Source organism: Oceanobacillus halophilus, assembly GCF_003628505.1.
In the GTDB taxonomy this organism is placed as follows: domain Bacteria; phylum Bacillota; class Bacilli; order Bacillales; family Amphibacillaceae; genus Oceanobacillus; species Oceanobacillus halophilus.
In genome coordinates, this window is record NZ_RBZP01000007.1 from 1 (window position 1) to 24,447 (window position 24,447).

Annotated in this window: 21 protein-coding genes and 1 pseudogene; 12 read left to right on the forward strand and 10 right to left on the reverse strand. The window is 37.7% G+C overall.

The window, feature by feature from the left end; translation table 11 throughout:
• Positions 1-270: 270 nt before the first annotated feature.
• Genes D8M06_RS10245 through D8M06_RS10260 form a run of 4 tightly spaced genes read right to left on the reverse strand, consistent with a single transcriptional unit; the run spans position 271 to position 5,155 of the window.
• Entirely contained in the window at positions 271-1,719 is a 1,449-nt protein-coding gene (locus D8M06_RS10245; RefSeq protein ID WP_121204316.1) for an ABC transporter ATP-binding protein, read from the reverse strand.
• 14 nt (positions 1,720-1,733) lie between these two features.
• Positions 1,734-2,549, reverse strand: coding sequence for an ABC transporter permease (locus D8M06_RS10250; RefSeq protein WP_121204317.1), 816 nt, complete (start codon positions 2,547-2,549; stop codon positions 1,734-1,736).
• Positions 2,549-3,538, reverse strand: a complete 990-nt coding sequence (locus tag D8M06_RS10255; protein ID WP_121204318.1) for an ABC transporter permease — start codon at positions 3,536-3,538, stop codon at positions 2,549-2,551. The genes D8M06_RS10250 and D8M06_RS10255 overlap by 1 nt, the downstream gene beginning before the upstream one ends.
• A 15-nt stretch (positions 3,539-3,553) precedes the next feature.
• Complete coding sequence (locus D8M06_RS10260) at positions 3,554-5,155, reverse strand: ABC transporter substrate-binding protein (RefSeq protein ID WP_121204319.1); 1,602 nt, start codon at positions 5,153-5,155, stop codon at positions 3,554-3,556.
• A gap of 204 nt (positions 5,156-5,359) precedes the next feature.
• Between D8M06_RS10260 and D8M06_RS10265 the strand changes: the two genes are divergently transcribed.
• Genes D8M06_RS10265 through cydC form a run of 4 tightly spaced genes read left to right on the forward strand, consistent with a single transcriptional unit; the run spans position 5,360 to position 11,213 of the window.
• A complete protein-coding gene (locus tag D8M06_RS10265; RefSeq protein WP_121204320.1) occupies positions 5,360-6,763 on the forward strand; it encodes a cytochrome ubiquinol oxidase subunit I in 1,404 nt (467 codons plus the stop codon).
• Entirely contained in the window at positions 6,750-7,763 is a 1,014-nt protein-coding gene (gene cydB, locus D8M06_RS10270; RefSeq protein WP_121204321.1) for a cytochrome d ubiquinol oxidase subunit II, read from the forward strand. The genes D8M06_RS10265 and cydB overlap by 14 nt, the downstream gene beginning before the upstream one ends.
• Positions 7,763-9,502 (forward strand): thiol reductant ABC exporter subunit CydD, encoded by a 1,740-nt coding sequence (gene cydD / locus D8M06_RS10275; protein WP_121204322.1) that lies wholly within the window; start codon positions 7,763-7,765, stop codon positions 9,500-9,502. The genes cydB and cydD overlap by 1 nt, the downstream gene beginning before the upstream one ends.
• Positions 9,477-11,213: a thiol reductant ABC exporter subunit CydC gene (gene cydC, locus D8M06_RS10280; RefSeq protein ID WP_121204323.1), complete on the forward strand. Its 1,737-nt coding sequence runs from the start codon at positions 9,477-9,479 to the stop codon at positions 11,211-11,213. Before cydD ends, cydC begins: the two co-directional genes overlap by 26 nt.
• A gap of 198 nt (positions 11,214-11,411) precedes the next feature.
• Here cydC and D8M06_RS10285 read toward each other — a convergent pair whose 3' ends face one another.
• Positions 11,412-12,368: a Gfo/Idh/MocA family protein gene (locus D8M06_RS10285; RefSeq protein WP_121204324.1), complete on the reverse strand. Its 957-nt coding sequence runs from the start codon at positions 12,366-12,368 to the stop codon at positions 11,412-11,414.
• Entirely contained in the window at positions 12,365-12,523 is a 159-nt protein-coding gene (ytzI, locus tag D8M06_RS10290; RefSeq protein WP_241558929.1) for a YtzI protein, read from the reverse strand. The genes D8M06_RS10285 and ytzI overlap by 4 nt, the downstream gene beginning before the upstream one ends.
• 383 nt (positions 12,524-12,906) lie before the next feature.
• Here ytzI and ehuB point away from each other — a divergent pair, with 383 nt between their 5' ends.
• The 4 genes and pseudogenes from ehuB to ehuA all read left to right on the forward strand — a co-directional run bounded on the left by ehuB (position 12,907) and on the right by ehuA (position 16,242).
• The gene (gene ehuB / locus D8M06_RS10295; protein ID WP_121204326.1) at positions 12,907-13,848 is read left to right on the forward strand and encodes an ectoine/hydroxyectoine ABC transporter substrate-binding protein EhuB; all 942 of its coding nucleotides are present in this window, start codon (positions 12,907-12,909) and stop codon (positions 13,846-13,848) included.
• 235 nt (positions 13,849-14,083) lie between these two features.
• Positions 14,084-14,746, forward strand: coding sequence for an amino acid ABC transporter permease (locus tag D8M06_RS10300; RefSeq protein WP_121204451.1), 663 nt, complete (start codon positions 14,084-14,086; stop codon positions 14,744-14,746).
• A pseudogene (gene ehuD / locus D8M06_RS10305) lies at positions 14,743-15,423 on the forward strand (ectoine/hydroxyectoine ABC transporter permease subunit EhuD); the annotation flags it as partial. The gene D8M06_RS10300 and the pseudogene ehuD, both read left to right, overlap by 4 nt.
• A 45-nt stretch (positions 15,424-15,468) precedes the next feature.
• Positions 15,469-16,242, forward strand: a complete 774-nt coding sequence (gene ehuA / locus D8M06_RS10310; RefSeq protein WP_121204452.1) for an ectoine/hydroxyectoine ABC transporter ATP-binding protein EhuA — start codon at positions 15,469-15,471, stop codon at positions 16,240-16,242.
• A gap of 442 nt (positions 16,243-16,684) precedes the next feature.
• On the opposite strand, the gene murB is transcribed toward ehuA, so the two are convergent.
• The 4 genes from murB to D8M06_RS10330 form a co-directional block, all read right to left on the reverse strand.
• Positions 16,685-17,605 carry a UDP-N-acetylmuramate dehydrogenase gene (gene murB / locus D8M06_RS10315; RefSeq protein WP_121204327.1) on the reverse strand — a complete coding sequence of 307 codons (921 nt, stop codon included), beginning with the start codon at positions 17,603-17,605 and terminating at the stop codon, positions 16,685-16,687.
• 130 nt (positions 17,606-17,735) lie between these two features.
• Positions 17,736-18,551: an alpha/beta fold hydrolase gene (locus D8M06_RS10320; protein ID WP_241558930.1), complete on the reverse strand. Its 816-nt coding sequence runs from the start codon at positions 18,549-18,551 to the stop codon at positions 17,736-17,738.
• The gene (locus tag D8M06_RS10325) at positions 18,541-18,951 is read right to left on the reverse strand and encodes a YbaN family protein (protein ID WP_121204328.1); all 411 of its coding nucleotides are present in this window, start codon (positions 18,949-18,951) and stop codon (positions 18,541-18,543) included. Before D8M06_RS10325 ends, D8M06_RS10320 begins: the two co-directional genes overlap by 11 nt.
• Before the next feature lie 115 nt (positions 18,952-19,066).
• The gene (locus tag D8M06_RS10330; protein ID WP_121204329.1) at positions 19,067-19,861 is read right to left on the reverse strand and encodes a histidinol-phosphatase HisJ family protein; all 795 of its coding nucleotides are present in this window, start codon (positions 19,859-19,861) and stop codon (positions 19,067-19,069) included.
• Between the two features lie 358 nt (positions 19,862-20,219).
• Between D8M06_RS10330 and hisZ the strand changes: the two genes are divergently transcribed.
• The 4 genes from hisZ to hisB are packed head-to-tail and all read left to right on the forward strand — an operon-like array spanning position 20,220 to position 23,955.
• Positions 20,220-21,458 (forward strand): ATP phosphoribosyltransferase regulatory subunit, encoded by a 1,239-nt coding sequence (gene hisZ / locus D8M06_RS10335; RefSeq protein WP_121204330.1) that lies wholly within the window; start codon positions 20,220-20,222, stop codon positions 21,456-21,458.
• Complete coding sequence (gene hisG, locus D8M06_RS10340) at positions 21,459-22,085, forward strand: ATP phosphoribosyltransferase (protein ID WP_121204331.1); 627 nt, start codon at positions 21,459-21,461, stop codon at positions 22,083-22,085.
• A gap of 6 nt (positions 22,086-22,091) precedes the next feature.
• Positions 22,092-23,378, forward strand: coding sequence for a histidinol dehydrogenase (gene hisD / locus D8M06_RS10345; protein ID WP_121204332.1), 1,287 nt, complete (start codon positions 22,092-22,094; stop codon positions 23,376-23,378).
• The gene (hisB, locus tag D8M06_RS10350; protein ID WP_121204333.1) at positions 23,371-23,955 is read left to right on the forward strand and encodes an imidazoleglycerol-phosphate dehydratase HisB; all 585 of its coding nucleotides are present in this window, start codon (positions 23,371-23,373) and stop codon (positions 23,953-23,955) included. Before hisD ends, hisB begins: the two co-directional genes overlap by 8 nt.
• Positions 23,956-24,447: the final 492 nt, after the last annotated feature.

Sequence of the window (24,447 nt, forward strand, 5' to 3'; positions counted from 1 at the left end):
ACAACCTTTTTATAGGCGTTCACAGCTTTTTATAGGCGCTCACAACTTTTTATGGGCGTTCACATCTTTTTATAGGCGTTCACAACTTTTTATAGGCGTTCACAGCTTTTTATAGGCGCTCCCATCTTTTTATAGGCGTTCACAACCTTTTTATAGGCGTTCACAACCTTTTTATAGGCGTTCACATCTTTTTATAGGCGCTCACATCTTTTTATAGGCGTTCACATCTATTTACAGGTGCTTCCCACAGTTTAATAAAAGCTACACCATCTACACATGACTAATCTCTTGGAAATTAATGATTCTATCACTAATTCTCCTTAGTAGACTATGATCATGACTTATTGCAAGGACTCCTATGTTTCTTTCCTTTGCGAGTTTTAAGACTAGTTGCCATAATCTCGCCTGTGTTACTGCGTCAAGCATGGTAGTCATTTCGTCTGCGATTAAATAACGTGTATTTTCATGGAGCGCACGTGCTATACAAAACCGTTGCAACTCCCCACCGGAAAGTTCACTCGGCCAGCGCGTGAGCCATTCTTGTTTGATGCCGAACTCGTCAAGCAACGCACTTTCTGTCATATTACTTTCCTTTAGCACTTTTCTCATTTGCCAGCGAGGATTAATCGCTTTTTCTGGATGTTGCCAGACTAGTTGAACAGGATGGGGGCCATTTCGCTCTGGTTTCCTTCCAGCTATTTGAATACTCCCTGTCTCTGGTTTCAAATATCCCGCAATCACCTGAGCCATCGTTGTTTTTCCAGAACCACTATATCCATGGATGCCTACGATTTCATTAGGACGTATCATTAAGTCCAGGTTTTTAAATACATATGGTCCTCTTTCATATTTATAACTAATGGACTTTATTTCCAGGCTCTCACTAGGAAATGATTCCCCCTCTAGATTTTTTACATATCCTGGATGAAATTCATTTTGTGGCAATGCGTTCCATAATGCTTTGGTAAAAGGATGCTTTAAATTATCTCCAGTGCCTGAAAAATCGTTTGCATCTGCTGTTTCAATCGTTTCTCCAGCTTGAAAAACAACGACTTTATCTGCAATTTTCAGAGCAGTTTCTAAATCATGACTGATAAACATGATTCCCTTTCCATTTAGAGCCAATTCTTTTATTTGCCTCACTGTCTCTTCCAAAGATTTTGGATCTAATCCAGGTGTTGGTTCATCTGCAACAATTAACTCAGCTGAACTAACCATCGCAGTTGCAGCTAGTACTTTTCTTGCCATCCCTCCGGATAATTCAAAGGGATATTTGTTTACAGCATTTGTTGGAAGTCCTACTTGTTTAAAAATATCATGTTGTATTTCTGCTTTATCTCCAGCTTGTATTGCCTCCTGTACTTGTTTCCCTACTTTCATCAGTGGATTCAGGGAATTAACAGATTGAGGAATCATGGATATTTTCTTCCCACGAAGTTCTTCCTGAAGATGCTTTGTTAAAACTTTTCCTTTAAATTTGAGCTGGCCTTTACAAATCGCATGATCTGGAAGAATTCCAAGTATCGCATTGACTAACAAACTTTTCCCCGAACCACTCGCACCAATTACTGCAACAATTTCACCTTGGTGAATGGTCATACTCAACCTTTTTACTACTTCTACGGTCGTTTCTTTTAATCCTTTTTTATATGCTCGAAAAGATAAGGAAAAATCCTCCACCTCAAGTAACGGAGGATATTTATGCGTTTTTTCATTCATGTCTGGTCCCCCTCCTAAGATTTTTGTCCATGAAATGGGTCCACGAGTAAGCGGAGATTTTTTCCTAACATATCAAATAACCCAACAACCATTAACAAACAAAGACCTGGGAAGAATGCAAGCCACCACATACCAATAGATAAATATCTCATGGATTCAGAAAGAATAATTCCTATCGCAGGCTGTTCCGCTGGTAATCCGAATCCTAAGAAGGTAATGGCCGCTTCGTGTAATATTGCGTGGGGAAATAGTAGCAAAAATCCTATGAAAAGCTGCGGTAATAAATGCGGTGCATAGTGATGCCTGGCAATCCACAACCTTGACTTACCAAGCCTTTGTGATACACCTACATATTCCATGGAACGAACTTGCAGCATCTCTGCTCGAAGCACTCTAGTTAAATGGGGCCAATGTGTTAAAGCGAGACCCATTATAACTCCTCGTAGGCCACCACCTAATGAAAAGGAAATTAAGATTAAAATAACGATGTGCGGCACACTTAGAAATAGGTCGATAAGCCAGGTAACTATCCGGTCACACAAGTTATTCCAGGAAGCTAACAGGCTAAGAAATAAAGCTATTAACGTACTGGAAAAAGCAGCTAAGAGGCCAACTCCAATACTTAAAGTTAGTCCCTTTATCGTCCGAACCAACATATCGCGTCCGAGCCAATCCGTTCCAAATAAATGGTCATATGAAGGGGCCTGATTTTTTCTCTCCATATTAATAGCAAAACTGTCTTCTCCAAGCAGCAGTCCAACTACTATAACAATCAACAGTAGCATAAACGATATTAATATCGAAAAAACGGTTCGTATTCTCAAGTTCATTAGCCTCTCCCCCTTCTAATCTGAGGATTGACCACGTTATATAAAAGATCCGCAAAAAGGTTTCCAACAAACACAAATATGGTACTACATAATACAATCCCTAATAATAATGGGACATCCCCACCTAGACCAGCATCGACAACTGCTTGCCCAAGACCTGGATAGGAAAACACTTGCTCAGCTAGCACAGCCCCGCCAAAGATTTCGCCAAACGAAGCAAAATGCAGAGAGATAGCAGGCAACGAAATATTACGAAGGCCATGGTGGTAAATAAGTTTCCAACCGTTGGTTCCTTTGGATTTTGCATAGCGAATATAATCACTATTTAAAACATCAATCAGTTTTTGTCTCGTATGTAGTGCTATGCTGGATATCCCAACCACACTTAAAGTCAACGCCGGGAGAAGCAAATGCCGTAATTTTTCCATAAAAGAAACATCTTCTGCTACTACACCAGCTGGAGTTCCTAATCCTACTGGAAACCAACCTAACCAAACAGAAAAAACCATTAATAGTAATAAACCTAACCAAAATGTTGGTGTAGAGGCTAGTGTATAACAATATCCTTTAATCATACGATCGAGCCATGTCCCTTCTTTCATGCCTGACACGATACCAAGTAAAAAGCCTATCACGCCTGAAAGGACCCATGCTACCCCCATTAATGCCAATGATGCGAGAAATCGTTCTGCTATCACATCTTTTACTGGAGAACGATATATCAAGGAAGTACCTAAGTCTCCTTGAAGTATCGCTTTTACCCAATTACTGAACTGTATATAGCTCGGTTCATTGAGTCCCCAGTACTCTGCAATTTCCTGTCTTTGCTCCGGGCTTACTCTGTTCATATCTGCCCCAACATAAGATCTAACAGGATCTATTGGCGAAGAGTCCACCAGGATAAACGATAGAATGCTAACTGCAACGAGTAAAGTTGCAAGTCTTATTGATTTACCTAAAAAATAATGCACAAAGCGTTTTACATACAATTTGCTTCCTCTTTTCTACTCTTTCCACTGCCACTTTTCTATAAAGTCTGTTATTGGCCAACCATGCCCATGAGGCTGAATCTTTTGTTCACCAATTTCAAGGTTATCATTGATAAAATAAACATGCTCCAGATTTACCAGCCAAGCCCACGGTGCGTCCCCTTTTGCAGAGAATCCTTCTTCTCCATCCCATTGGGCTTTCTTCCAATAATTGATGGCCTCTTCTTCGGATGAAGCGTGAAGTGCTTTGTTCATATACTCATCAACAGTTGGATTAGAATAGTAGTTTGAATTATAGTATCCGATTCCTCTTGTCTTACTGCTATATAAATTATACAATTCTAATGGATCATGACTTCCCCACCCCATCATAACAGGTTGTGAATACATCAACTGTTCAATTTCATTCCAGCTTTTCCCTTCAGTAATAATCTTTATTCCCAAAGGTTTCATCATTTCTGCTAAGCTCATGGACAACGATTGACGAATTTGGTCATCTGCTGGATAGAGTAAGGAAAAAGCCGCTTCTTTTCCATCCTTTTCTCGCAATCCATCTCCATTCATCTTCCAGCCTGCTTCTTCCAATATTTCTTCCGCTAACTCAACATTACTGTCTTCCATTACTGTATCTGGATTCCACCATGGCAATTGATCCGCCACGGAATATGCTGGGGTACCGAATCCATCTACCACACCATCCACTAATGCTTGTCTGTCCACAGCAACATTAATTGCTTTTCGAATGGCAATATCTGATGTTACATCATTCCCAATCGGAAAACCTTCTTCCGTATATTCTCCAGTTGGTACGTATGGAAACATAACGCCACGATTATCAACAGACGGTAATTCCATTCGCTTCATTCCAGAAATCTCCTGATTAGCAAAGGTAGATGGAACAGAAACAACATCTAGCTCTCCTGCTTTAGCAGCAGCAAACGCTGCATCTTCTGATAAGAATAGAAAAGTTAGTTTATCAAAAACTGGTGTTTCCCCATCATAATAAGGATTTTTTTCAACAATAATTTGCTGTCCTTTATCCCATTGAACAAGCTGATATGGACCAGAGCCAATTGGGTGCTCATTGTAATTCTCGTCATATGCATGTTCTGGAACAATGCCTGTTGAAACCAATATAGATAGGAAAGTAGAATCTGGCTCCCTCAAGATAAACTTCACCGTATTCGCATCTATCGCCTCCACTTTCTTCATATTACTTAAGTCAACAACAGACCCACTCTGTTTGGTTTTCTGAAAAGTAAAGACGACATCCTCCACGGTCAAAGCTTCCCCATCAGAAAATTGCACATCATCACGAATAGTTACCTTCCAAATCAATCCATCAGAACTCACTTCATAACTTTCAGCCAAATCATATTCTACATGAAAATCTTTATCATACCTCATCAAGGTACTTTGAAATAATGGGGAACCATATCTTCCCCATCCTGTTGTTGGGTCAAATCCCTCTTCTGGTTCCCCACCAATTGCAAGTACTAATTCTTTCTGATTATCAGTACTGTCATTCTTCGTTTCTTCTATTTCACTTGGATTATCTGTACATGCCACCAAACTAAATAAACTGCTAATTACCAAGACTACAATTATTTTCTTCATTATATATACTCCTTTGTATCGATAACAACATTGTTTCTTATTGAAGTTCATCTATACCATTTTAATTTCTGTTCCTTCATACCGCAATAATAGTTATCGACATATTATTGTAACAATAGTTTGCTTAATCGTTCACACAATTATCTTATTCAGGAAAAATATGGTGATATATTTAAATTAGAAGAACATGGGAGGGATAAAAAAATGACAGAACTTATTCTAGCGAGAATGCAGTTTGCATCGACCACCATATTTCATTTTCTTTTTGTTCCATTATCCATCGGTCTAGCATTTATCGTAGCTATTATGCAAACAATGTACTATTTTACGAAAAAAGACATGTATCTGAAAATGACTGAATTTTGGGGGAAATTTTTTCTTATTAACTTTGCAGTCGGTGTCGTTACTGGTATTATTCAAGAATTCCAGTTTGGCATGAACTGGTCCGAGTATTCTCGATTTATGGGAGATATATTCGGTGTTCCATTAGCTATTGAAGCATTACTTGCATTCTTTATCGAATCTACGTTTATTGGTGTTTGGATATTTGGTAAAGGACGACTTCCTAAAGGGTTACACTTAGCAAGCATTTGGCTAGTTGCAATTGGAACTGTTTTATCCGCATTTTGGATTCTATCAGCCAACTCTTTTATGCAAAATCCGCTTGGTTATGAACTCGAAGGTGGCCGAGCCATTATGAATGACGTGTTTGCCGTTCTAACGAATCCAAAATTACTTGTAGCATTTCCGCATACTATCTTTGCCGCACTTGCAACAGGGGGATTCTTTATAGCAGGTGTTAGTGCATGGAAACTATTAAAGAAAAAAGATATTACTTTCTTTAAATCTTCCATGACGATTGCATTAATTGTTGCAGCAATATCATCCCTAGGTATCGCTTTTTCCGGACATTCACAAGCTGGATATCTTGTAGAAGCACAACCAATGAAAATGGCTGCTGCAGAAGGTATTTATGAAAACACAGGTGACCCAGCTCCATGGACAGTTGTAGCTAGTATAGATACAGATAATAAAGAAACAAATTTCAGTCTTCAAATACCTTACTTGCTCAGCTTCTTGTCCTATGGCGAACTATCTGGTGAAGTAGAAGGGATGAACACTATTCAGGAACAATACACAGCACAATACGGAGAAGGAGATTATATTCCTCCAGTTAAAACAACTTTTTGGAGTTTCCGTATTATGGTTGGTTTTGGCGGACTTATGATTCTTCTGAGTCTACTTGGATTAGCCTATCGTAAATGGGGTGTACCTGAGAATCATTCCTTCTATTTAAAATTTATGGTATTTATGATTTTCTCGCCTTATATTGCGAATACAGCAGGTTGGATTATGGCTGAAATGGGACGCCAGCCTTGGATTGTACAAGGTTTGTTGCAAACAGAAGCAGCTGTAAGTCCTAATGTTACTTCTGGACAAATCATCTTTTCTCTCAGTGCATTTTTAATTATCTTTACACTATTATTAGCAGCAATGGTCTACCTATTTATAAGAGTCATTAAACAGGGGCCATATGCGAAGCAAGAAGAAGACGTGTCGACTTCAGATCCATTTGGAAAGGGAGGAATGGAACATGCAATTAAGTGAGATATGGTTTCTGCTAATCGGTGTATTATTCGTCGGGTTTATCTTTTTGGAAGGCTTTGACTTTGGTGTTGGTATGAGCACCAAATTTCTAGCTCAAGGTGAGTCAGAAAGACGTGTGCTTATTAATACGATTGGGCCGTTTTGGGACGCAAACGAAGTCTGGCTTATTACTGCCGGCGGGGCTATGTTTGCAGCTTTCCCTCATTGGTACGCAACCTTATTCAGTGGATATTACGTCCCGTTTGTCGTACTGCTGCTAGCACTCATTGCTCGAGGAGTTGCATTTGAATTTAGAAGTAAAGCACATATGAGAAAATGGAGGCAAACTTGGGACTGGTCCATATTCTTAGGAAGTCTGCTCCCTCCATTCTTAGTTGGTGTGCTATTCACAAGCTTAATTAAAGGGTTACCAGTTGCCAGTGACATGAATATGGTTCTTGGTTTTACAGATGTCGTAAACCTTTATACAGTTGTAGGTGGTGTTGCATTTGTCCTACTTTCCTACTTACATGGCTTAATGTTTATTTCTCTAAAAACGGAAGGATCCCTTCGTGAGCGAGCACGTAATCAGGCTAAAAAGCTCTATCTAGCATGTGGCATTGTCGTCGTTCTCTTTGTAGTACTTACGGGAATATATACATCTGCCTTCACAGAAAAAGGTGCAATAATCATTCCGTTATATGCCACAGCTGTCGTCTTGTATCTCCTTCTTTATCCGTTACTAAGGAGTAAAAAGGAAGGTCTCAGCTTTGCAGCCACGGGGCTAATCATGATTATTGTAACAGCTTCATTCTTTGTTACCTTGTTCCCAAACGTCATGATAAGCTCGATTGATCCAGCAAATAATATTAGCCTATACGCTGCAGCATCAGGAGATTACTCATTACAAGTAATGACCTACGTTGCATTAACTATGGTACCAATTGTTCTCGCATACACGATATGGAGTTATTACGTATTTCGTAAGCGGGTGACAACTAAGGAGCATCTGGAATACTGATGGACAAACTACTGTTAACTTATAAAGGTATCAAAAAAATATTATTAATGATTGGGGTACTTACCTTCTTACAAGGCGTAATTATTGTGCTCCAAGCAATCTATCTATCAAAGTCTATTACAGCCTTGTTTCATGGGACAGCTTGGACAGCTGTCCTTCCTTATCTTTTTTATTTTGCAGCACTTTTCCTATTACGACATTTTTTACAGTGGATAAAGGAACGAGTTAGTTATAACTTTGCCGAAAAAACAGCGATGGAAAAGCAATCACAGCTTCTACAAAAACTATTCGAAATTGGCCCACATGCTGTATCAAAGCACGGTACAGGTAATATGATTACTCTTTGTATGGAAGGTATTCCAAATTTCCGTAAATATTTGGAATTGTTCATCCCACGATTTATATCCATGCTCGTGATTCCAGCAATTATTTTACTATATGTATTCTCTTCTGACACATTATCAGGTGTGGTCCTACTAGTTACCATGCCCATTATGTTTGTATTTCTAGCTTTGTTAGGTATGGCCGCAAAGAAAAAAGTAGACGATCAGATGGGGACGTATCGTATCCTCTCCCACCATTTTGTTGATTCGTTACGAGGGATTGTCACTTTAAAATACTTAGGAAGAAGCAAATCTCATTCCAAGGCGATTGAGCATGTTAGTAATCAGTACCGAATTGCTACCAATCAGACATTAAGAGTCGCATTTTTATCTTCATTTTCTCTCAATTTCTTTTCCAGTTTATCGATTGCCCTCTTGGCAGTGGAATTAGGCGTTCGATTAATTGACGGAACTACTGGATTGGAAATTGCACTAGCCATGCTTATCTTAGCTCCAGAGTATTTTTCACCGGTTAGAGAATTTGGTAATGATTTTCATGCAACCATGGATGGAAAGGATGCGGGTACCCAAATCCATCAACTGCTTACACAAGAAACCATTCCTCTTGTTGAGAAAAAGGTTGATATGACACCATGGAATGAAAAAAGCTCCTTACATGTAGAAAATTTAAGCAAAATGGCGGATGATGAAGACCGTTATATTATGAAGGATGTTCATTTCCAGGTGAAAGGTTTTAAAAAAATTGGTGTAATTGGAGCGTCTGGTGCTGGAAAATCTACACTTATTGACTTATTAGCTGGATTCACGGCTCCAAATAGTGGATCAATTAAGGTAAATGATCAAACCATCCCCCATTTCGCCATACCAGAATGGCAGGAGCAATTAACCTATATTCCACAGCATCCCTATATCTTTTCTGGCACAATAGCTGAAAATGTTTGCTGGTATACGCCAGATGCACCGAAAGATGCGATTAACGAGGCACTTAGAATAACTGGTTTAACGGAATTAATAACGAAATTGCCAAAAGGAATGGATGAGAAAATTGGTCAGGGTGGCAGGAGTTTAAGTGGTGGAGAAGAACAGCGCATTGCCTTAGCACGCGCTATTTTAAAAGAACAGCCCATCATGGTATTTGATGAACCGACTGCACATCTAGATATTGAAACGGAACATGATATCAAACAAATGATGTTACCAATTATGGAAAATAAATTAATCTTTTTCGCTACCCACCGTCTCCATTGGATACAGAACATGGATTTAATTCTTGTTATGGATAATGGAAGATTAGTAGAGATAGGAACACCTAAAGAATTATACGATGAACGAGGTTTTTACTACCAGCTTATTGGAGGTGAAATGGCAGATGAAGCTTTATCAGAAGTTTATTAATCCTTATATGAAGAAGTATTACAAATCTTTAACTATCGCGATTTTTTTCGCTGTACTTACAATGGCATCTAGCGCCATGCTTACTTTTACCTCTGGGTATCTTATTTCAAAAGCTTCCTTGCGTCCAGAAACTATTTTGCTCTTATATATACCAATTGTTGGGGTAAGAACTTTCGGTATTTCTCGAGCAGTTTTTCAATACTTTGAACGGTTAACCGGGCATAATGCTGTTTTAAAGATTTTAAGTAAAATGCGGGTTCAACTTTATCAAATGATTGAACCGCAAGCCTTATTTATCCATCATCGCTTCAAGACTGGAGATCTTTTAGGGACTTTGGCTGATGATATTGAACATTTGCAAGATGTATACATTCGGACGATTTTTCCAAGTATCAGCGCTTTAGTAATCTTCTTTGTATCTATTAGTACACTTTCTGTTTTTGATTGGAAGTTTGCAATATTCATGAGTTTTTGTGTGGGTATTATCGTGTTTATTTATCCACTATGGTCCCTATTTCTATTAAAAAGACGACAATTGGAGCAAAAGAAATGGCGCACATTGCTTTACGAAAACCTTACAGACGCTTTTTTTGGTCTACGCGACTGGATGATTAGCAGAAAAAAACAAACCTTTATTGATAAATTCCTGAACGATAGTCAGCAAAATAATAACATTGACAGAAAAATTAGCTATTGGAATCAATCACGAACACTGCAATTACAGGTACTTTCAGGTGTGATACTGGTTATTATGGCCATTTGGTCGAGCAATATGGCACAATCAGGCGAGCTCGCTCCTGCCTATATAGCTGCATTTACGTTAGTAACGCTTCCAGTGCTGGAAGGATTAATACCCATCTCACATGCCGTAGAAAGGATTCCAACCTACGAGGAATCATTAAAGCGACTAGATAATATTGACAAGCAAACGAGTGATTCCTTCTCTTCACAAAGGAATAAGACAATTATTTCAAATACTGCTCACATTAACTTGCACCGTGTTTTTTTCAGCTATGAAGGACAGGACGACAATGCCATTAAAGATTTCAACTTAACCATTCCACAAGGTCAAAAATTAGCTGTCTTAGGTAAGAGTGGTGCTGGAAAAACCACTTTTATGCAATTATTACAAGGAGCGCTTTCCCCTGTATCCGGAAACATTACCATTAACGGTTATTCACCAAAGGAGTATGGAGAAGACATTTATGAAATGTTAAGTGTGTTAAATCAAAAACCATATTTATTTGCCAGTACTGTTGAAAATAATATTCGGTTAGGAAATGAAAGTGCTACCCGAGAAGAAATTGAGGCAGTTATGAAAAAAGTAAAACTGGATGAATATATTCACTCCCTGCCTGCAGGACTGGATACTCAAATGGAAGAAACCGGACAGCGTTTTTCGGGTGGAGAACGGCAACGTATTGCTTTAGCTCGTATTCTATTAAAAGATACTCCCATTGTTATACTTGATGAACCGACAATTGGCCTTGACCCTATAACTGAATCCAGCCTTTTAGCTACTATATTTGAATCACTTCATGATAAAACAATTATTTGGATTACCCACCATTTAATTGACATTGAAAAAATGGATGAAATTCTGTTTATGGATAATGGAGAAATCACAATGAGCGGATCACACTATAGTCTAATGATACGAAGTGAACGATATCGTGATCTATATAGATTGGATCGGGGGATAATGGAGTAGTTGGTTTTGAAGATATAGGACTCTTGTTCGTTGATATATGCCATATTTACGTGGATATGTCTCGTTTTCTTGTTGATATACGGACGCCTTTCGTTGATATCACACTTTTTCATGTTTAACACATAAAAAACACTCAGTATCAGGCCGTACCACTATTAGCTAGTGCCAACTCGCTTCATATCTGAGTGTTTATTATGTTTAATTATTATTAATATATTCCAGACACTTCACTACTTGTCTGCTTCTTTCCATTGCCTTCTTATAGCTGTCTTTATCATTTTCCGAAATCATTCGGATAAATTCATCCGTTTCATATACCATATCCAGTTCGAGCTGTTCTTTTGCCAATTCATGTTTCTCATTATTTTCCCTGTCAAAATGGGTTATCTTACTGATTGGTGCGATATGGTCAATTGTTACGGTTCCTTCTTCCCCATGAAACTCAGATGGAATAAAACCTTGGGCAATTTTTGAGCAAAGGATGGTAATAACATAATTTTCATATGATAATACCAACGTTCCACTACCATCTATCCCGTTACTTAATTTCACGGGAAAATAATCCAACTTCACCGGTTCTCCAAATAGGTCGATGGCCATACTTAAAGGATAAACACCTAAATCCATCAGGGCTCCACCTGCAAATCCCTTGGAAAAAACATTTGGATTCTTACCTTCCATGAATGCATCATACCGGGAAGAGTATTGAACATACTGCAAAATACCACTTCGTATCTTGCCGATATCATTTAATGCTCCTTTTAATCGTTCATAATTAGGAGAGTAAAGATGCCTGTATCCTTCAAAAACAAACACACCTTCTCTTTCCGCTAATTCATCGATATCCTTCCACTCTTGTTCCGTTATAAACATTGGTTTCTCACAAAAAACATGTTTCTTTTTCTTTATTGCTTTTACCATATGTTCATAATGAAAAGTGTTTGGAGATGCGATGTAGATAAAATCCGTATCTTCCTTTAACATCTCCTCTAAATCTGTATACCAATTTGTAGATCCATTCTTTCTTGCAAATTTTTTCGCTGTATTTTCAGACCTAGAGTATACAGAGGATAATTCTGCTTTCCCTGTTTGATGAGCAGCTTTTATAAACGACTCGGTAATCCAACTCGTGCCAATTGTAGAAAATGTTTTCACTTCGTTTCATCCTTTTCTTTGTTTCTATCATCGTCTTGTGGCAACGGATCCACTGTGTGCTTATATTCATATCCCTTTTTCGTCACTACTAAGGTGAATATTAATATAAATATAACCACTATTATAGCGAAAACGACCCATCCAAAAATACTCACTCTCATCTCCCCCAGTGCATAACTAGTTTCGTAACCTAAGCGTATACTACTCTTATCTGTTTTTCAAATGTAACTTTCATTGGTAATTTTTGAGTATTTCAGAGAATATTTGACTATTTCCAAGCATATCTTTGTATAAACCGGAAGATTACCATCTCATAACAAGAAACCAAGTTATTTCCTAAATTATCAGAAAATACAAGATTTGATTGAAAGATGTAACACCACTATCATTAGAATAGTAAATACTATTTAGTTCTTTCCCCAATCTATATTTCTATCTTTTCCACATCAAAGAGGGAGTTATTACCTAGTAGATTTATGATTACTATTAGAAACAAATAGGTACAAGTTCTTAAATTAAAAAGGGAGGTCTTTTAGACTTGAAAAAATTCTTATTTACATTAGTAACAGTATTCGGGCTCATATTTTTAGCTGCTTGTGGGTCAGATGACTCATCTAGTGAGGGTAGCGAATCATCAGATTCTGGAGATTCAGAGGGCACACAAGAAAATGCTGAATCAGATGATAGCGCTAGCGGTAAATTAGCTGAATTACAAGAAGCAGGAACAGTAACCATTGGCTTTGCTAATGAAGCACCATATGCATATGAAGAAGATGGGGAATTAAAAGGTGCCGCAGTTGATATTGCTGCTGCAGTTTTTTCAGAACTTGGAGTTGAAAATGTGGAATCTAAGCTTGCTGATTTCAGTCAGCTTATCCCAGGTTTACAAGCACAACAATTTGATGTTGTAACTGCAGGAATGGCAATCAACCCTGATAGATGTGAAAATGCTCTATTTGGTGAACCTGAAATGCAATATGGGGAAGGTTTAATTGTTGAAGCAGGAAATCCACTTGATTTACAAAGTTATAAAGATATTGCTGATAATCCTGACGTAACAGTAGTAGTTATGGAAGGTGCTACAGAAATTGAATTCTTGAAATCTGAAGGTGTAAGTGAAGATCAAATTGAAACAGCACCAGATATCCCTGCAACATTCTCTGCTGTACAATCTGGGCGCGCTGATGCAACAACCGGTACAGAAATGACGGTTAAAATGGCGTTAGAATCTGCTGGTACAGATGCATTAGAGTTTGTTGAGACTTTTGAACAACCAGATATTGAAGGCGTTCCAAGTTATGGTGCTGCTGCATTCAACTTAGAGGATCAGGAATTAGTAGATGCTTATAATGAAGCACTAGCTAGCTTAAAAGAAGATGGTACTGTCGCTGAATTACTAGAAGCAAATGGATTTAGTGAAGAAAGCAACATGGTACCAGCTGAAGTAACAACAGAGGCAGTCTGCAACGGGGAATTTTAATTCACGGAAATTTTTAAGAGAGCTAATTTAAGTGAAATCTAAAATGATGACTCCATAGGGTCCGGTTCCCTCACCTAGGGGCCTGGCCCTATATTTTTTACATCAAGGAAGGGTTAAATTTTCTAAATCTCATAAGATATCCTCGACTTTTTATGAATCATTGTAATATCGACTTTCTTACTTCTTTCCTCTGAAATAAATAATAGAATAATAAATTCATAAAGGAGTGATTACGATTAGCGCAATTATAGATATTTTTCCACAGTTATTGAGGGGACTCGGTATCACTGTTACCGTACTAATAGGCTCTGCCATCGTCGCATACTTAATGGCATTTATCGCTGGTCTCTGTCGACTTTCTCAAAACGTTTTAATCCGCAAATTTACAGGTCTCTATGTTGAAATCTTTCGCGGTACTTCATTAATTGTTCAGCTGTTCTGGTTATATTATGCTATTCCGATGCTTTTTGGTATTCAATTAGGGTCCAATTGGTGGACGGGTGTCATTGCCATCGGTTTAAACTATGGTGCTTATTTATCAGAAGTTGTTCGTGGTTCCATTCTTTCGGTTGCGAAAGGACAAACAGAGGCTGCTGTCGCGTTAAATATGTCACGTTTTCAACGGATGAGAATCGTTATATTCCCACAGGCAGTACGAATGATGCTTCCTGAATTTGGAAATTACACGATTCAAATGTTAAAAGGGACATCCCTCGTATCCTTAATCGGTATGACTGATGTTCTATATTATGGTGACATTATGCGAAGTACCAATCTTGCACAAGCACCATTAATCTATCTATTGGTACTTGTTCTATACTTTATCCTTGCATTGCCACTAATTTGGTTAACTAGAAAAGGTGAGAGTATATCCAAGAAAGGAGTGGCTAGCGGATGAGTAGTACTTATTGGAGTTGGGAAACATTCTTTGAAGCCCTCCCTATTGTTTTGCAAGGCTTAGGATGGACAGTTGGGCTAACTATTACATGTTATCTCTTTGCACTAATTTTTGGTTTTGTTTGGACATTTTTGCGTAGAGTTCCGAATAGAACGTTTCACTGGGTTGTTACTTGGGTTATGGAATTTATCCGTTCTACCCCGCCACTCGTACAATTATTCTTTATATACTATGCATGGCCTATGATTCCAGGTATTGGTGTAACTTTAAGTCCGTTCGCAAGTGGTGTACTAGGATTAGGTATTCACTTTAGTACGTACATTGGCGAAATTTATCGGTCTGGAATTGAAGGCGTTGATAAAGGTCAGTGGGAAGCGTCTAGAGCTTTAAACTACTCTACATTGGATAAATGGAGAAAAATTATCTTACCGCAAGCTCTACCTCCTACGATTCCAATGTTAGGAAACTATTTTATTATAATGTTTAAGGAAGTTCCATTAACATCCACAATTGGGGTTTCAGGAATCTTGCTTATGGCAAATACGTATGGTGCACAGAACTGGGCATACTTAGAGCCATTAACGATTGTAGGTATGATTTTCTTAGTATTAAGTTATCCTTCAGCTATCCTGATTAAAAAACTGGAAGTAAAAATGAATACACGTTTTGATAAAAAAGTTAAAAGCGACGGTAGAAAAAGGGAAAAAAGGAGCAGTGATGTAATGTCAGAACCAATTGTAAAATATAGAGATGTACACAAGTCTTTCGGCGATACTAAGGTTCTAAAAGGAATTAACCTGGACATACACCCAGCTGAGAAGATTGCTGTCATCGGTCCAAGTGGATCTGGTAAAACAACCATTATTCGGATGTTAATGACATTAGAAGAACCAACATCTGGAGATATTATTGTTGATGGCACAAACCTTTGGAAGATGGAAAAGAACGATAAAATGGTGAAGGCAAACGAGAAACACTTAAGAGAGGTACGTGGTGATATTGGGATGGTTTTCCAACACTTTAACCTCTTCCCACATATGACCATTTTAGAAAACTGTATGTCCGCACCTATCCACGTAAAAAAAGAGAACAAGAATGAAGTTCGTGAGCGTGCTATCCAAATGCTTGAACGAGTTGGACTTGGAGATAAGCTAGAAAATTATCCTAGCCAACTATCAGGAGGACAGAAACAGCGTGTGGCGATGGCCCGTGCGCTAGTTATGCGTCCGAAGATTATGTTATTTGATGAAGTAACCTCCGCACTAGACCCGGAATTAGTAGGTGAAGTATTAGAGGTTATTCGTGACATAGCTAAAAATGATGACATGGCCATGGTCCTTGTAACACACGAGATGGACTTTGCCTTAGATATAGCGGATAAAGTGTTATTTCTGGATGAAGGTGTCATTGCCGAACAGGGGACAGCAAGCGAGGTAATCGAACACTCCTCCAACGAGCGTTTACAATCCTTCTTACACAGGTTCAGAAAAGTTTAATCTATGATAAAAGAGTGCTCCTATGATGATTGGAGCACTCTTTTTATATGAGGTGTTTAATATTTATAAAGTATGGTCTAATACGTATTTGATAGAAACTCTTGATAATCTGAATTCAGAGTAATGTGCTTTACTTTCGCTGCGGAAATACACTACGCTGTGTGCCTACTCTTCTTGTATATATAAACAATATAGTGGTCTTAAACGTGATTTTATTAGCTATAATCTCATTAACATCTTGTGCATCTATCTTAGCGTAGGCAGAATACGGAGACTCCTTCGGGAATAGCACGTGTCCGAAGACCCCGCAGCAGTGGTTTTCTGCGAGGAGGCTGAGGCCGTGCCCGCGAACCGCAAGTATTCTGCCGGAGCGAATGACTGCACAAACTAATCATCCGTGTGAGCGAGAACAATACTACTCTGAATTAAAGATATCAACAGTCTATACCTTATCCTCGCCAATTATCCGGACTTCTCGCTCCAATGATACGCCAAATTTCTCTTTTACTGTCTTCTGTACAAAACGAATCAAATCAATATATTCGGTTGCGGATGCATGGTCGATATTTACGATAAACCCTGCATGCTTCAGTGATACTTGTGCACCGCCGATTTGTTTTCCTTGGAGATTGCTGTCTTGGATTAACTTCCCTGCAAAATAACCAGGTGGGCGTTTAAATACACTTCCACATGATGGGTATTCTAAAGGCTGTTTGGATTCACGTCGATAGGTTAGGTCATCCATTATTGCTTTAATTTCTTCGTAATTTCCATTTTTCAAGGAGAATTCAGCTTCCAGGACAATATATCCTTTCTCAGGAATATTACTCTTTCGATAAGCTAAGTCTAGCTCATCTGCAGCAAGTGTAATCAATTCCCCTTCTCGTGTTACAACAACAGCACTCGTTAAAACATCCTTCACTTCTCCGCCATATGCACCAGCATTCATATATAAAGCACCACCTACTGACCCAGGAATTCCACATGCAAATTCCAGTCCAGTCAGCCGCTCTTTTAAAGCTTCTCTAGAGACATCAATAATTCGTGCCCCACTTTGTGCAACAATGACGTTTTCATCCGTTTTAATTTCATTTAATTTTTGCAGATTTAAGACGATGCCACGAATTCCACCGTCTTTGACAATTAAGTTGGAGCCGTTTCCCAATAACGTAAAAGGAACACCCTCACTGTTCGCTAATTTCACAATACTTTGTACTTCTTCATAACTTTCAGGAGTTACATAGTAATCTGCTTTTCCACCTAGTTTTGTGTAGGTGTGATTTTTGATTTCTTCATTGACTAACACATTTTCTTTAGAAGTAGTTTCAGATAATTTATCGTATAATTCATGATTACGTTTCAATTTAATATCATTCCTTTTGGATGTTTATCACAGGTGTAGGTCCCTGTTATAGATATATAACATTATAGAACATTATGTTCATGCAATTAAAAAACCACCAATAAAACTGGTGATTTTGTTAAATTCTTTATTATTGTACCACGTCTTTCACTAAAAAAGAATGAATCAATCTGTCCACTTTTAGACTCTCGTGCAATTCACTATGCCCTAATTGATCATCCTGAATAATTACTTCCTGTAACTGATCTTGCGGGACCATTTTTCGTATAGCTTTTACACTTTCTGGAAAAGAAACCATATCTCCAGTACTACCGATATTTAAAACCTGAATATCCTCGGGTATCTTCCCTCTTTGCAGCATTTCAAATGCTGTTGAATTAGGTTTCAAATCGGTCGCTGCTGGATCTTGATTAATATTAAAATATTCCTGGCTGTATATTCCATCAAATGGACTCCCAATAGCTACAAATTTTTGAACAGAAGGGTAATTTTCCATTTGATATTCCATTATATATTTGAGCGAAATAATACCACCCATTGAATGTCCCACTAAGTTAACGGTGGTAATATCATAATTCGCTTTTAAGTGCCGCAATACCGATGCTAACCATTCCGTACTATCGGAGAAATTTGCACGGTTATTCTTCAAAATAACTTGAACAAACGTTTGATTTAATGGTTCTTTACGCGTTCCGAAAGTAGTAATTCTTCCTCTAGAAGAGACGTAATAAACCAACTGCTTCGATCCCCAACCATTTCTTTCAAAACGTTCAATCATGGTCCCAAATGAATTAGCTGTCCCTTTATATCCATGTATAAAAACGGTTGGTACATCAAACTCATTTTCTGATTTAGCCTTGTTAGGGTAATAAAAATAAACAATAGTTCCAATGAACATCGAAAAGAAAAGAGCAACACTCAGAACATATTTATGCTTATTCTTCAAATACCTTCCCTCTCCACTCCATAGCGTCCTCTTGCAATGTTTTTTGTTTTAAAATGAATCTAGTAAAGTATGCTGCAACTGCAAGCAGTAGAATCTTAACAAGAATCAGTGGAACGACGAAAATCACCGTAAATAACATCGAAAACCATAATAAAGACACACTTATTACTTTTACCTTTAAAGGAATCCCATTGCCTTCTCGGTAATTTAATATATATGGTCCAAAACGCTTGTTGGTAATCAACCAATGATATAGTTTATCTGAACTACGTATATAACAGGCAGCAGCTAATAATAGCAATGGTGTTGTTGGTAATAAAGGAAGAAAAATACCTAGAACGCCCAACCCTAAAGAAAGCGAACCAACTGCTATCAGAAAAGCTCTTTTTACCGCTCTCATGAATGAACACCCTTCTATTAAAAAATAGTTTGTTTTTTATTATAACACTAGAGCGGCAATAAAATTCCTACAGGATAGGACATTTTTATGAATTTTCCCCCATGTTCTTTATCCATTAGAATTTTTCTATGGAATGGAATATGGGCTTACCATTATTATAAGTAGCAATATATTTAAAACCTATTGACTTCAACAACTCGATGGAATCCTTAAACTGATATGCAACTGTTGTTTCTACATGGGAATCTGATCCTATTGTAATGATTTCACCGCCACATTCTTTGTATAAGGACAAGATATCCGCACTTGGCATTCCTCCTTCTAAACCATATCGATATCCAGAGGTATTTAGTTCAATTCCTTTTCCAGCAGGTATAATTTCACGAAATATTTCTGATATTATTTCATGAAAATTCGAAGTACTCCTCTCTTTCGTATAACGCTTAACAAGATCAATGTGGCCGAGAATACTAAATTCCTTGTAACGTTTCACACAGTCTAACAATTCCTCATAATAAATTTGATATGCTTTATCTACCGTTTTTCCTTTAAAAAAATTCCCCGAGTGTAAGTCTTTTTTTTCTGTCGAATGCATCGAGCAAATAACAAAATCAAACAGTTCTTCCTTCATTAATTCCTCATAACGGTCTAACAAATAAGGCTGCACTCCAATTTCTATGCCTTTTTTTATTCTTATCTTATCTTGATAAGCCTTTTGCATTTCTTTGATTTTCTTATCATACGCAGCTAAATCAAATTCAAATATCCAATCTTTATCCGGATAGTCATAATCAATATGCTCGGTAAAACAAATTTCTTCTAATCCCAAATCAATTGCCTTTTGTATTGTTGTTTCCATAGCTGTATCACAATCAGCTGAAAAATTACTATGAATATGATAATCAAACATTTTCTACTCTCCCCCGTGTTGACTTTTAAGTACCTAAACTTTATAATACTATATAACTTTAATTAGATAAAGTGGTAAAGTAATAAAGCTATTTAAATATTTCTTTTTTTAGTTTTAGTTACTGTGTTTGGATAGAAAGTCGAAGTAATCAAAAAAACTCAACATTATGAACGTAGCGGTATATTACTTCCGATTATCTTAACAAGTTACATCAAACCTAATAGATGAAATATAATTGCCAGATTCTATCTTTTATCTAAATTATACCAAAAATCGACAATATTCTTATACTTTCGAACATAAAAATTGTATAATCTAACTAACAAATGATAAATGCGCGGTTAAAAGGAGAATTTTCATGCAGAGATATGTGATTGATAACAATAAAAATACGAATGTGGAAGACTTTCAAATGAGAGATATGCTTCTTTCCAAGCTAAAAAAACGTTTCACTACCTATGGCTATAAGCAGGTTCGAACTTCTACCTTTGAATCATATGACATGTATTCCAATATTATCGGCACGGTGAACAAAGATGAGATGATTAAAGTAATCGATACTTCGGGGAAGGTATTGGTTCTTAGACCTGACGTTACCATCCCATTAAATAGAATGACTACTTTAAATGGACTAACACCAGATAACCAGCGTCTATTCTATATACTGGATGTCTTTCGTCAATCTCATGCAGAAGCAGATGAAAAAGAAAGTACACAAGCAGGTATAGAATGTTTTGGGGATAACTCAGCCGAAGTTGACTCTGAAGTCATCATGATGGCTATTCACACTTTTCAAGACCTCGGTTTTAGTAATTTTAAATTGGAAATTGGGCACGCAGGTTTCTTTAAGGAGTTAATTCAACAGGCTAATTTAAATGAACATGAACTGGAATCCCTGCAAGCACTTATACAATCCAAAAACTTAGTTGATATTGAACCTTTTCTATCACAGCTGAATATTGATGAAGATGTACGGGTAGCTATTCAGTCGATACCAATGCTATATGGAAACCCTGAAAACGTCATTGACCAAGCTAAATCCATTATCCGTAATGATTCGATGAAGGAAATCCTTCAAAATTTAATAGATGTATACGAGATTCTCCAAGCATACGGTGCAGAGAATTCCGTGGTCTTTAATCTAGGACTTATTAATAATATGAACTATTATTCAGGCATTATCTTTCAAGGTTTCGTTGATAATATTGGAAAACCCGTATTAATGGGTGGACGTTATGACAATTTGGGCAAACAATTTAATCAACCTAGCCCCGCAGTCGGTTTTGCCTTTGAAGTGGATTTATTAATACATGCTATTCAGCAACAAGAATTAGCACAACCGCAATCTCCTGTAGTAGATGTTATTATTCACTATAATGAGAGCAAACAGCAAGAAGCGCTTCGTTCAGCGTATGTACTTCGTGACAATGGGTTACAGGTTCTCACCTATCTAAATAATAAATCAGCAACTCAAATTCGTTCGAGTTATATTGCTGAATTTAATGAATCACAAAATAAATTAATTAGTAGAAAGATAGAGAAGAACTTTTCTAATCCGGAAGAACTGTTGGCATTGTTACAGAAGGAGGAGAACTAAGTGGAACAAATTACAATAGCTTTAGCCAAAGGCAGACCAGCAAAAAGTACGATCGACTTATTAGAAAAGACAGGTGAACATTTTGTTGACTTACATGAAGATAGCCGAAAGCTTGTATTTTACAATACGGATCAATCTATTAAAGTCATATTCGTAAAAGCGCTTGATGTCCCTACATATGTTGAAAAAGGAGCTGCTGATATTGGCATTGTCGGAAAAGATAATATTATGGAATCACAAGCAGACGTCTACGAGCTTTTAGATTTAAAGATTGGGAAATGTAAGTTTTCCGTAGCTGGAAGGCCGGAGCATCCAACGAAAGGAAATCAGAAACTTACCATCGCAACGAAATATCCGAATGTTGCTAAAAAGCATTTTCAGAAAAAAGGACAAACGATAGAAACAGTGAAGTTAAATGGGTCCGTTGAACTGGCACCCATTATTGGTTTATCTGATTATATAGTCGATATTGTTGAAACAGGCAGTACACTTAAAGAAAATGGTTTGGTAGTTTTAGAGGATATAGAGAATATAAGTACTAGACTCATAGTAAACAAAGCAAGTTTCGCAACAAAAGCGAATGAAGTACAAACATTTATTAATCAATTAAAATCAGCCATGGAGTGATCAAAAATGAAAATAATTACTTCCGAACAATTTTACACCGAGAAGAACGATTCCAGCGATATTCAAACAAGCGAGGAACAGCTAGACAGTTCGGTACTGGAAATCATTAAACAAGTAAGAGCCGACAAAGATGCTGCATTGTTTCGATACACAGAAAAATTTGACCAAGTGGAACTAGACCAGCTTCTTGTTTCGGAGCAAGAATTTATAGAGGCACGTAATCTAGTAGATTCTGAGTTTATTGAAGCAATTAATGATGCAAAAGAAAACATTCGTGAATTCCATCAGGCACAAAAAGAACAAACTTGGCTTATAGAAAATGAAAAAGGGATTTTATTGGGCCAGAAAGTAACTCCTCTTGAAAAAGTAGGTGTTTATATACCTGGAGGAAAGGCTGCATATCCATCCTCCATATTAATGAACGTTATTCCTGCACAAATTGCTGGAGTAAAAGAAATTGTAATTACTACTCCACCACAAAAAGATGGAAAGATAAATCCCTATGTTTTAGTGACAGCAGATGAAATCGGGATAAAAACTATCTACAAAATCGGTGGTGCTCAAGCGGTTGCTGCTTTAGCCTATGGTACAGAAACAGTAGATAAAGTGGATAAAATCGTTGGGCCAGGAAATGCCTTTGTTGCTCGAGCAAAGAAATGGGTTTATGGAGATGTAGCAATCGATATGATTGCAGGACCAAGTGAGATTTGCGTAGTTGCAGATGAAACTGCTCCACCTAGCTATGTAGCTGCAGATTTATTATCTCAAGCAGAACATGATGAATCTGCGAGTGCCATCTGTGTCACAACAAGTAAAGAAGTAGCCGATAAAGTAAAAGCTGAGGTGCAGAAACAAACAGAGCAGTTGGAGCGCAAAGCCATTATTCAGAGCTCTATCGAACAAAATGGGAGAATCGTTATTGCAAAGAATAAAGAAGATGCCTTTGATGTAGTTAATAAGATTGCACCAGAGCATTTACAGCTAATGATCCAAAACCCTACAGAAAGCATGCAGCTAATAAAGCATGCAGGAGCCATCTTCTTAGGAAATTATTCACCAGAACCACTTGGTGATTACTTTGCTGGACCAAATCACACACTACCAACAAGTGGAACAGCAAGATTCGCTTCTCCACTTGGTGTGTACGATTTTGTAAAAAAATCAAGTATTATTCAGTATTCTGAAGATGCTTTACTCAGTGCTTCTGATAAAATCACCAAATTAGCAAACACAGAAGGATTAACGGCTCATGCGAATTCTATTTCTATCAGAAAGGATAATCTCCATGCGTAAATCAAAAATTTCTCGAAAGACAAGTGAAACTGCAATCGAATTAGATTTTAATATAGATGGTACAGGTCATTCTACTATCAACACCGGAGTCGGTTTCTTTGATCATATGCTCACCCTTATGACCAAGCATGGCTTATTTGATTTAGAAGTAACATGTGATGGGGATTTAGAAGTAGATCAACACCATTCCGTAGAAGACATAGGTATCAGTTTAGGACAAGCATTTTTAAACTCTCTTGGAAACAAAGAAGGCATTACACGCTATGCTACTGTTACTACACCAATGGATGAGGCTTTGTCTACAGTATCCATCGATATAAGTGGACGTCCTTATTTTGTTTATCATGTCGAAGGGTTAAAAGATAAAGTAGGCAATTTTGATACCGAACTTGTGGAAGAATTTTTCCAAGCATTCGTCAGCAATGCCAAAGTGACCTTGCATATTAATCTAGCCTATGGCAGCAATTCTCATCACATCATCGAATCCATTTTCAAAGGCTTTGGCCGCTGCCTGGACCAAGCAACGATAAAAAATCCTAGAATCCAAGGAGTACCTTCTACTAAAGGAGCACTTTAATAAATCATTCCCAAAAGTTTGTTTCCTTGCAACATTACTTTATTTCTTATTTTTTATAGAGTGCGAGTATATTTAATTCAGAATAGTATTACTCTCGCTCACACTGATGTTATTTTGTGCAGTCATTCGCTCCGGCAGAAAACCACTGCTGCGAGGTCTTCGGACACGTGTTTTTCCCGCAGGACATGGAAGGTTTCGTCAGCATTACATCGCACGAAGAAAGTTGCCTTTTAATTTCGAGGAGTCTCCGTATTCTGCCTCAGCTAAGATAGATGCTCAAGATTTTCTTAGAGATTATAGCTCATGTAATCACGTTTAAAACTATTCTTAAAACAACATATCTTTTGTTTATACAAGTAGAGCAGACAACTTAGCGGAGGAAATGCACGGAGACTCCTGCGGGAAGAAGAGCATCGGTGAGACTGCGTAGTGCGCCAGCACGAAGCAGGCTCACCAGCTCCCCGCGGAAAGCGTAGTGTATTTCCGCAGCGA

Coding starts and splice junctions, on each gene's coding strand:
- ehuA (WP_121204452.1), top strand. CDS start 15,469: ATGTCAGAACCAATTGTAAAATATAGAGATGTACACAAGTCTTTCGGC.
- D8M06_RS10325 (WP_121204328.1), bottom strand. CDS start 18,951: ATGAGAGCGGTAAAAAGAGCTTTTCTGATAGCAGTTGGTTCGCTTTCT.
- cydB (WP_121204321.1), top strand. CDS start 6,750: ATGCAATTAAGTGAGATATGGTTTCTGCTAATCGGTGTATTATTCGTC.
- D8M06_RS10265 (WP_121204320.1), top strand. CDS start 5,360: ATGACAGAACTTATTCTAGCGAGAATGCAGTTTGCATCGACCACCATA.
- hisD (WP_121204332.1), top strand. CDS start 22,092: ATGAAAATAATTACTTCCGAACAATTTTACACCGAGAAGAACGATTCC.
- cydD (WP_121204322.1), top strand. CDS start 7,763: ATGGACAAACTACTGTTAACTTATAAAGGTATCAAAAAAATATTATTA.
- D8M06_RS10260 (WP_121204319.1), bottom strand. CDS start 5,155: ATGAAGAAAATAATTGTAGTCTTGGTAATTAGCAGTTTATTTAGTTTG.
- cydC (WP_121204323.1), top strand. CDS start 9,477: ATGAAGCTTTATCAGAAGTTTATTAATCCTTATATGAAGAAGTATTAC.
- hisB (WP_121204333.1), top strand. CDS start 23,371: ATGCGTAAATCAAAAATTTCTCGAAAGACAAGTGAAACTGCAATCGAA.
- hisZ (WP_121204330.1), top strand. CDS start 20,220: ATGCAGAGATATGTGATTGATAACAATAAAAATACGAATGTGGAAGAC.
- D8M06_RS10245 (WP_121204316.1), bottom strand. CDS start 1,719: ATGAATGAAAAAACGCATAAATATCCTCCGTTACTTGAGGTGGAGGAT.
- D8M06_RS10330 (WP_121204329.1), bottom strand. CDS start 19,861: ATGTTTGATTATCATATTCATAGTAATTTTTCAGCTGATTGTGATACA.
- D8M06_RS10250 (WP_121204317.1), bottom strand. CDS start 2,549: ATGAACTTGAGAATACGAACCGTTTTTTCGATATTAATATCGTTTATG.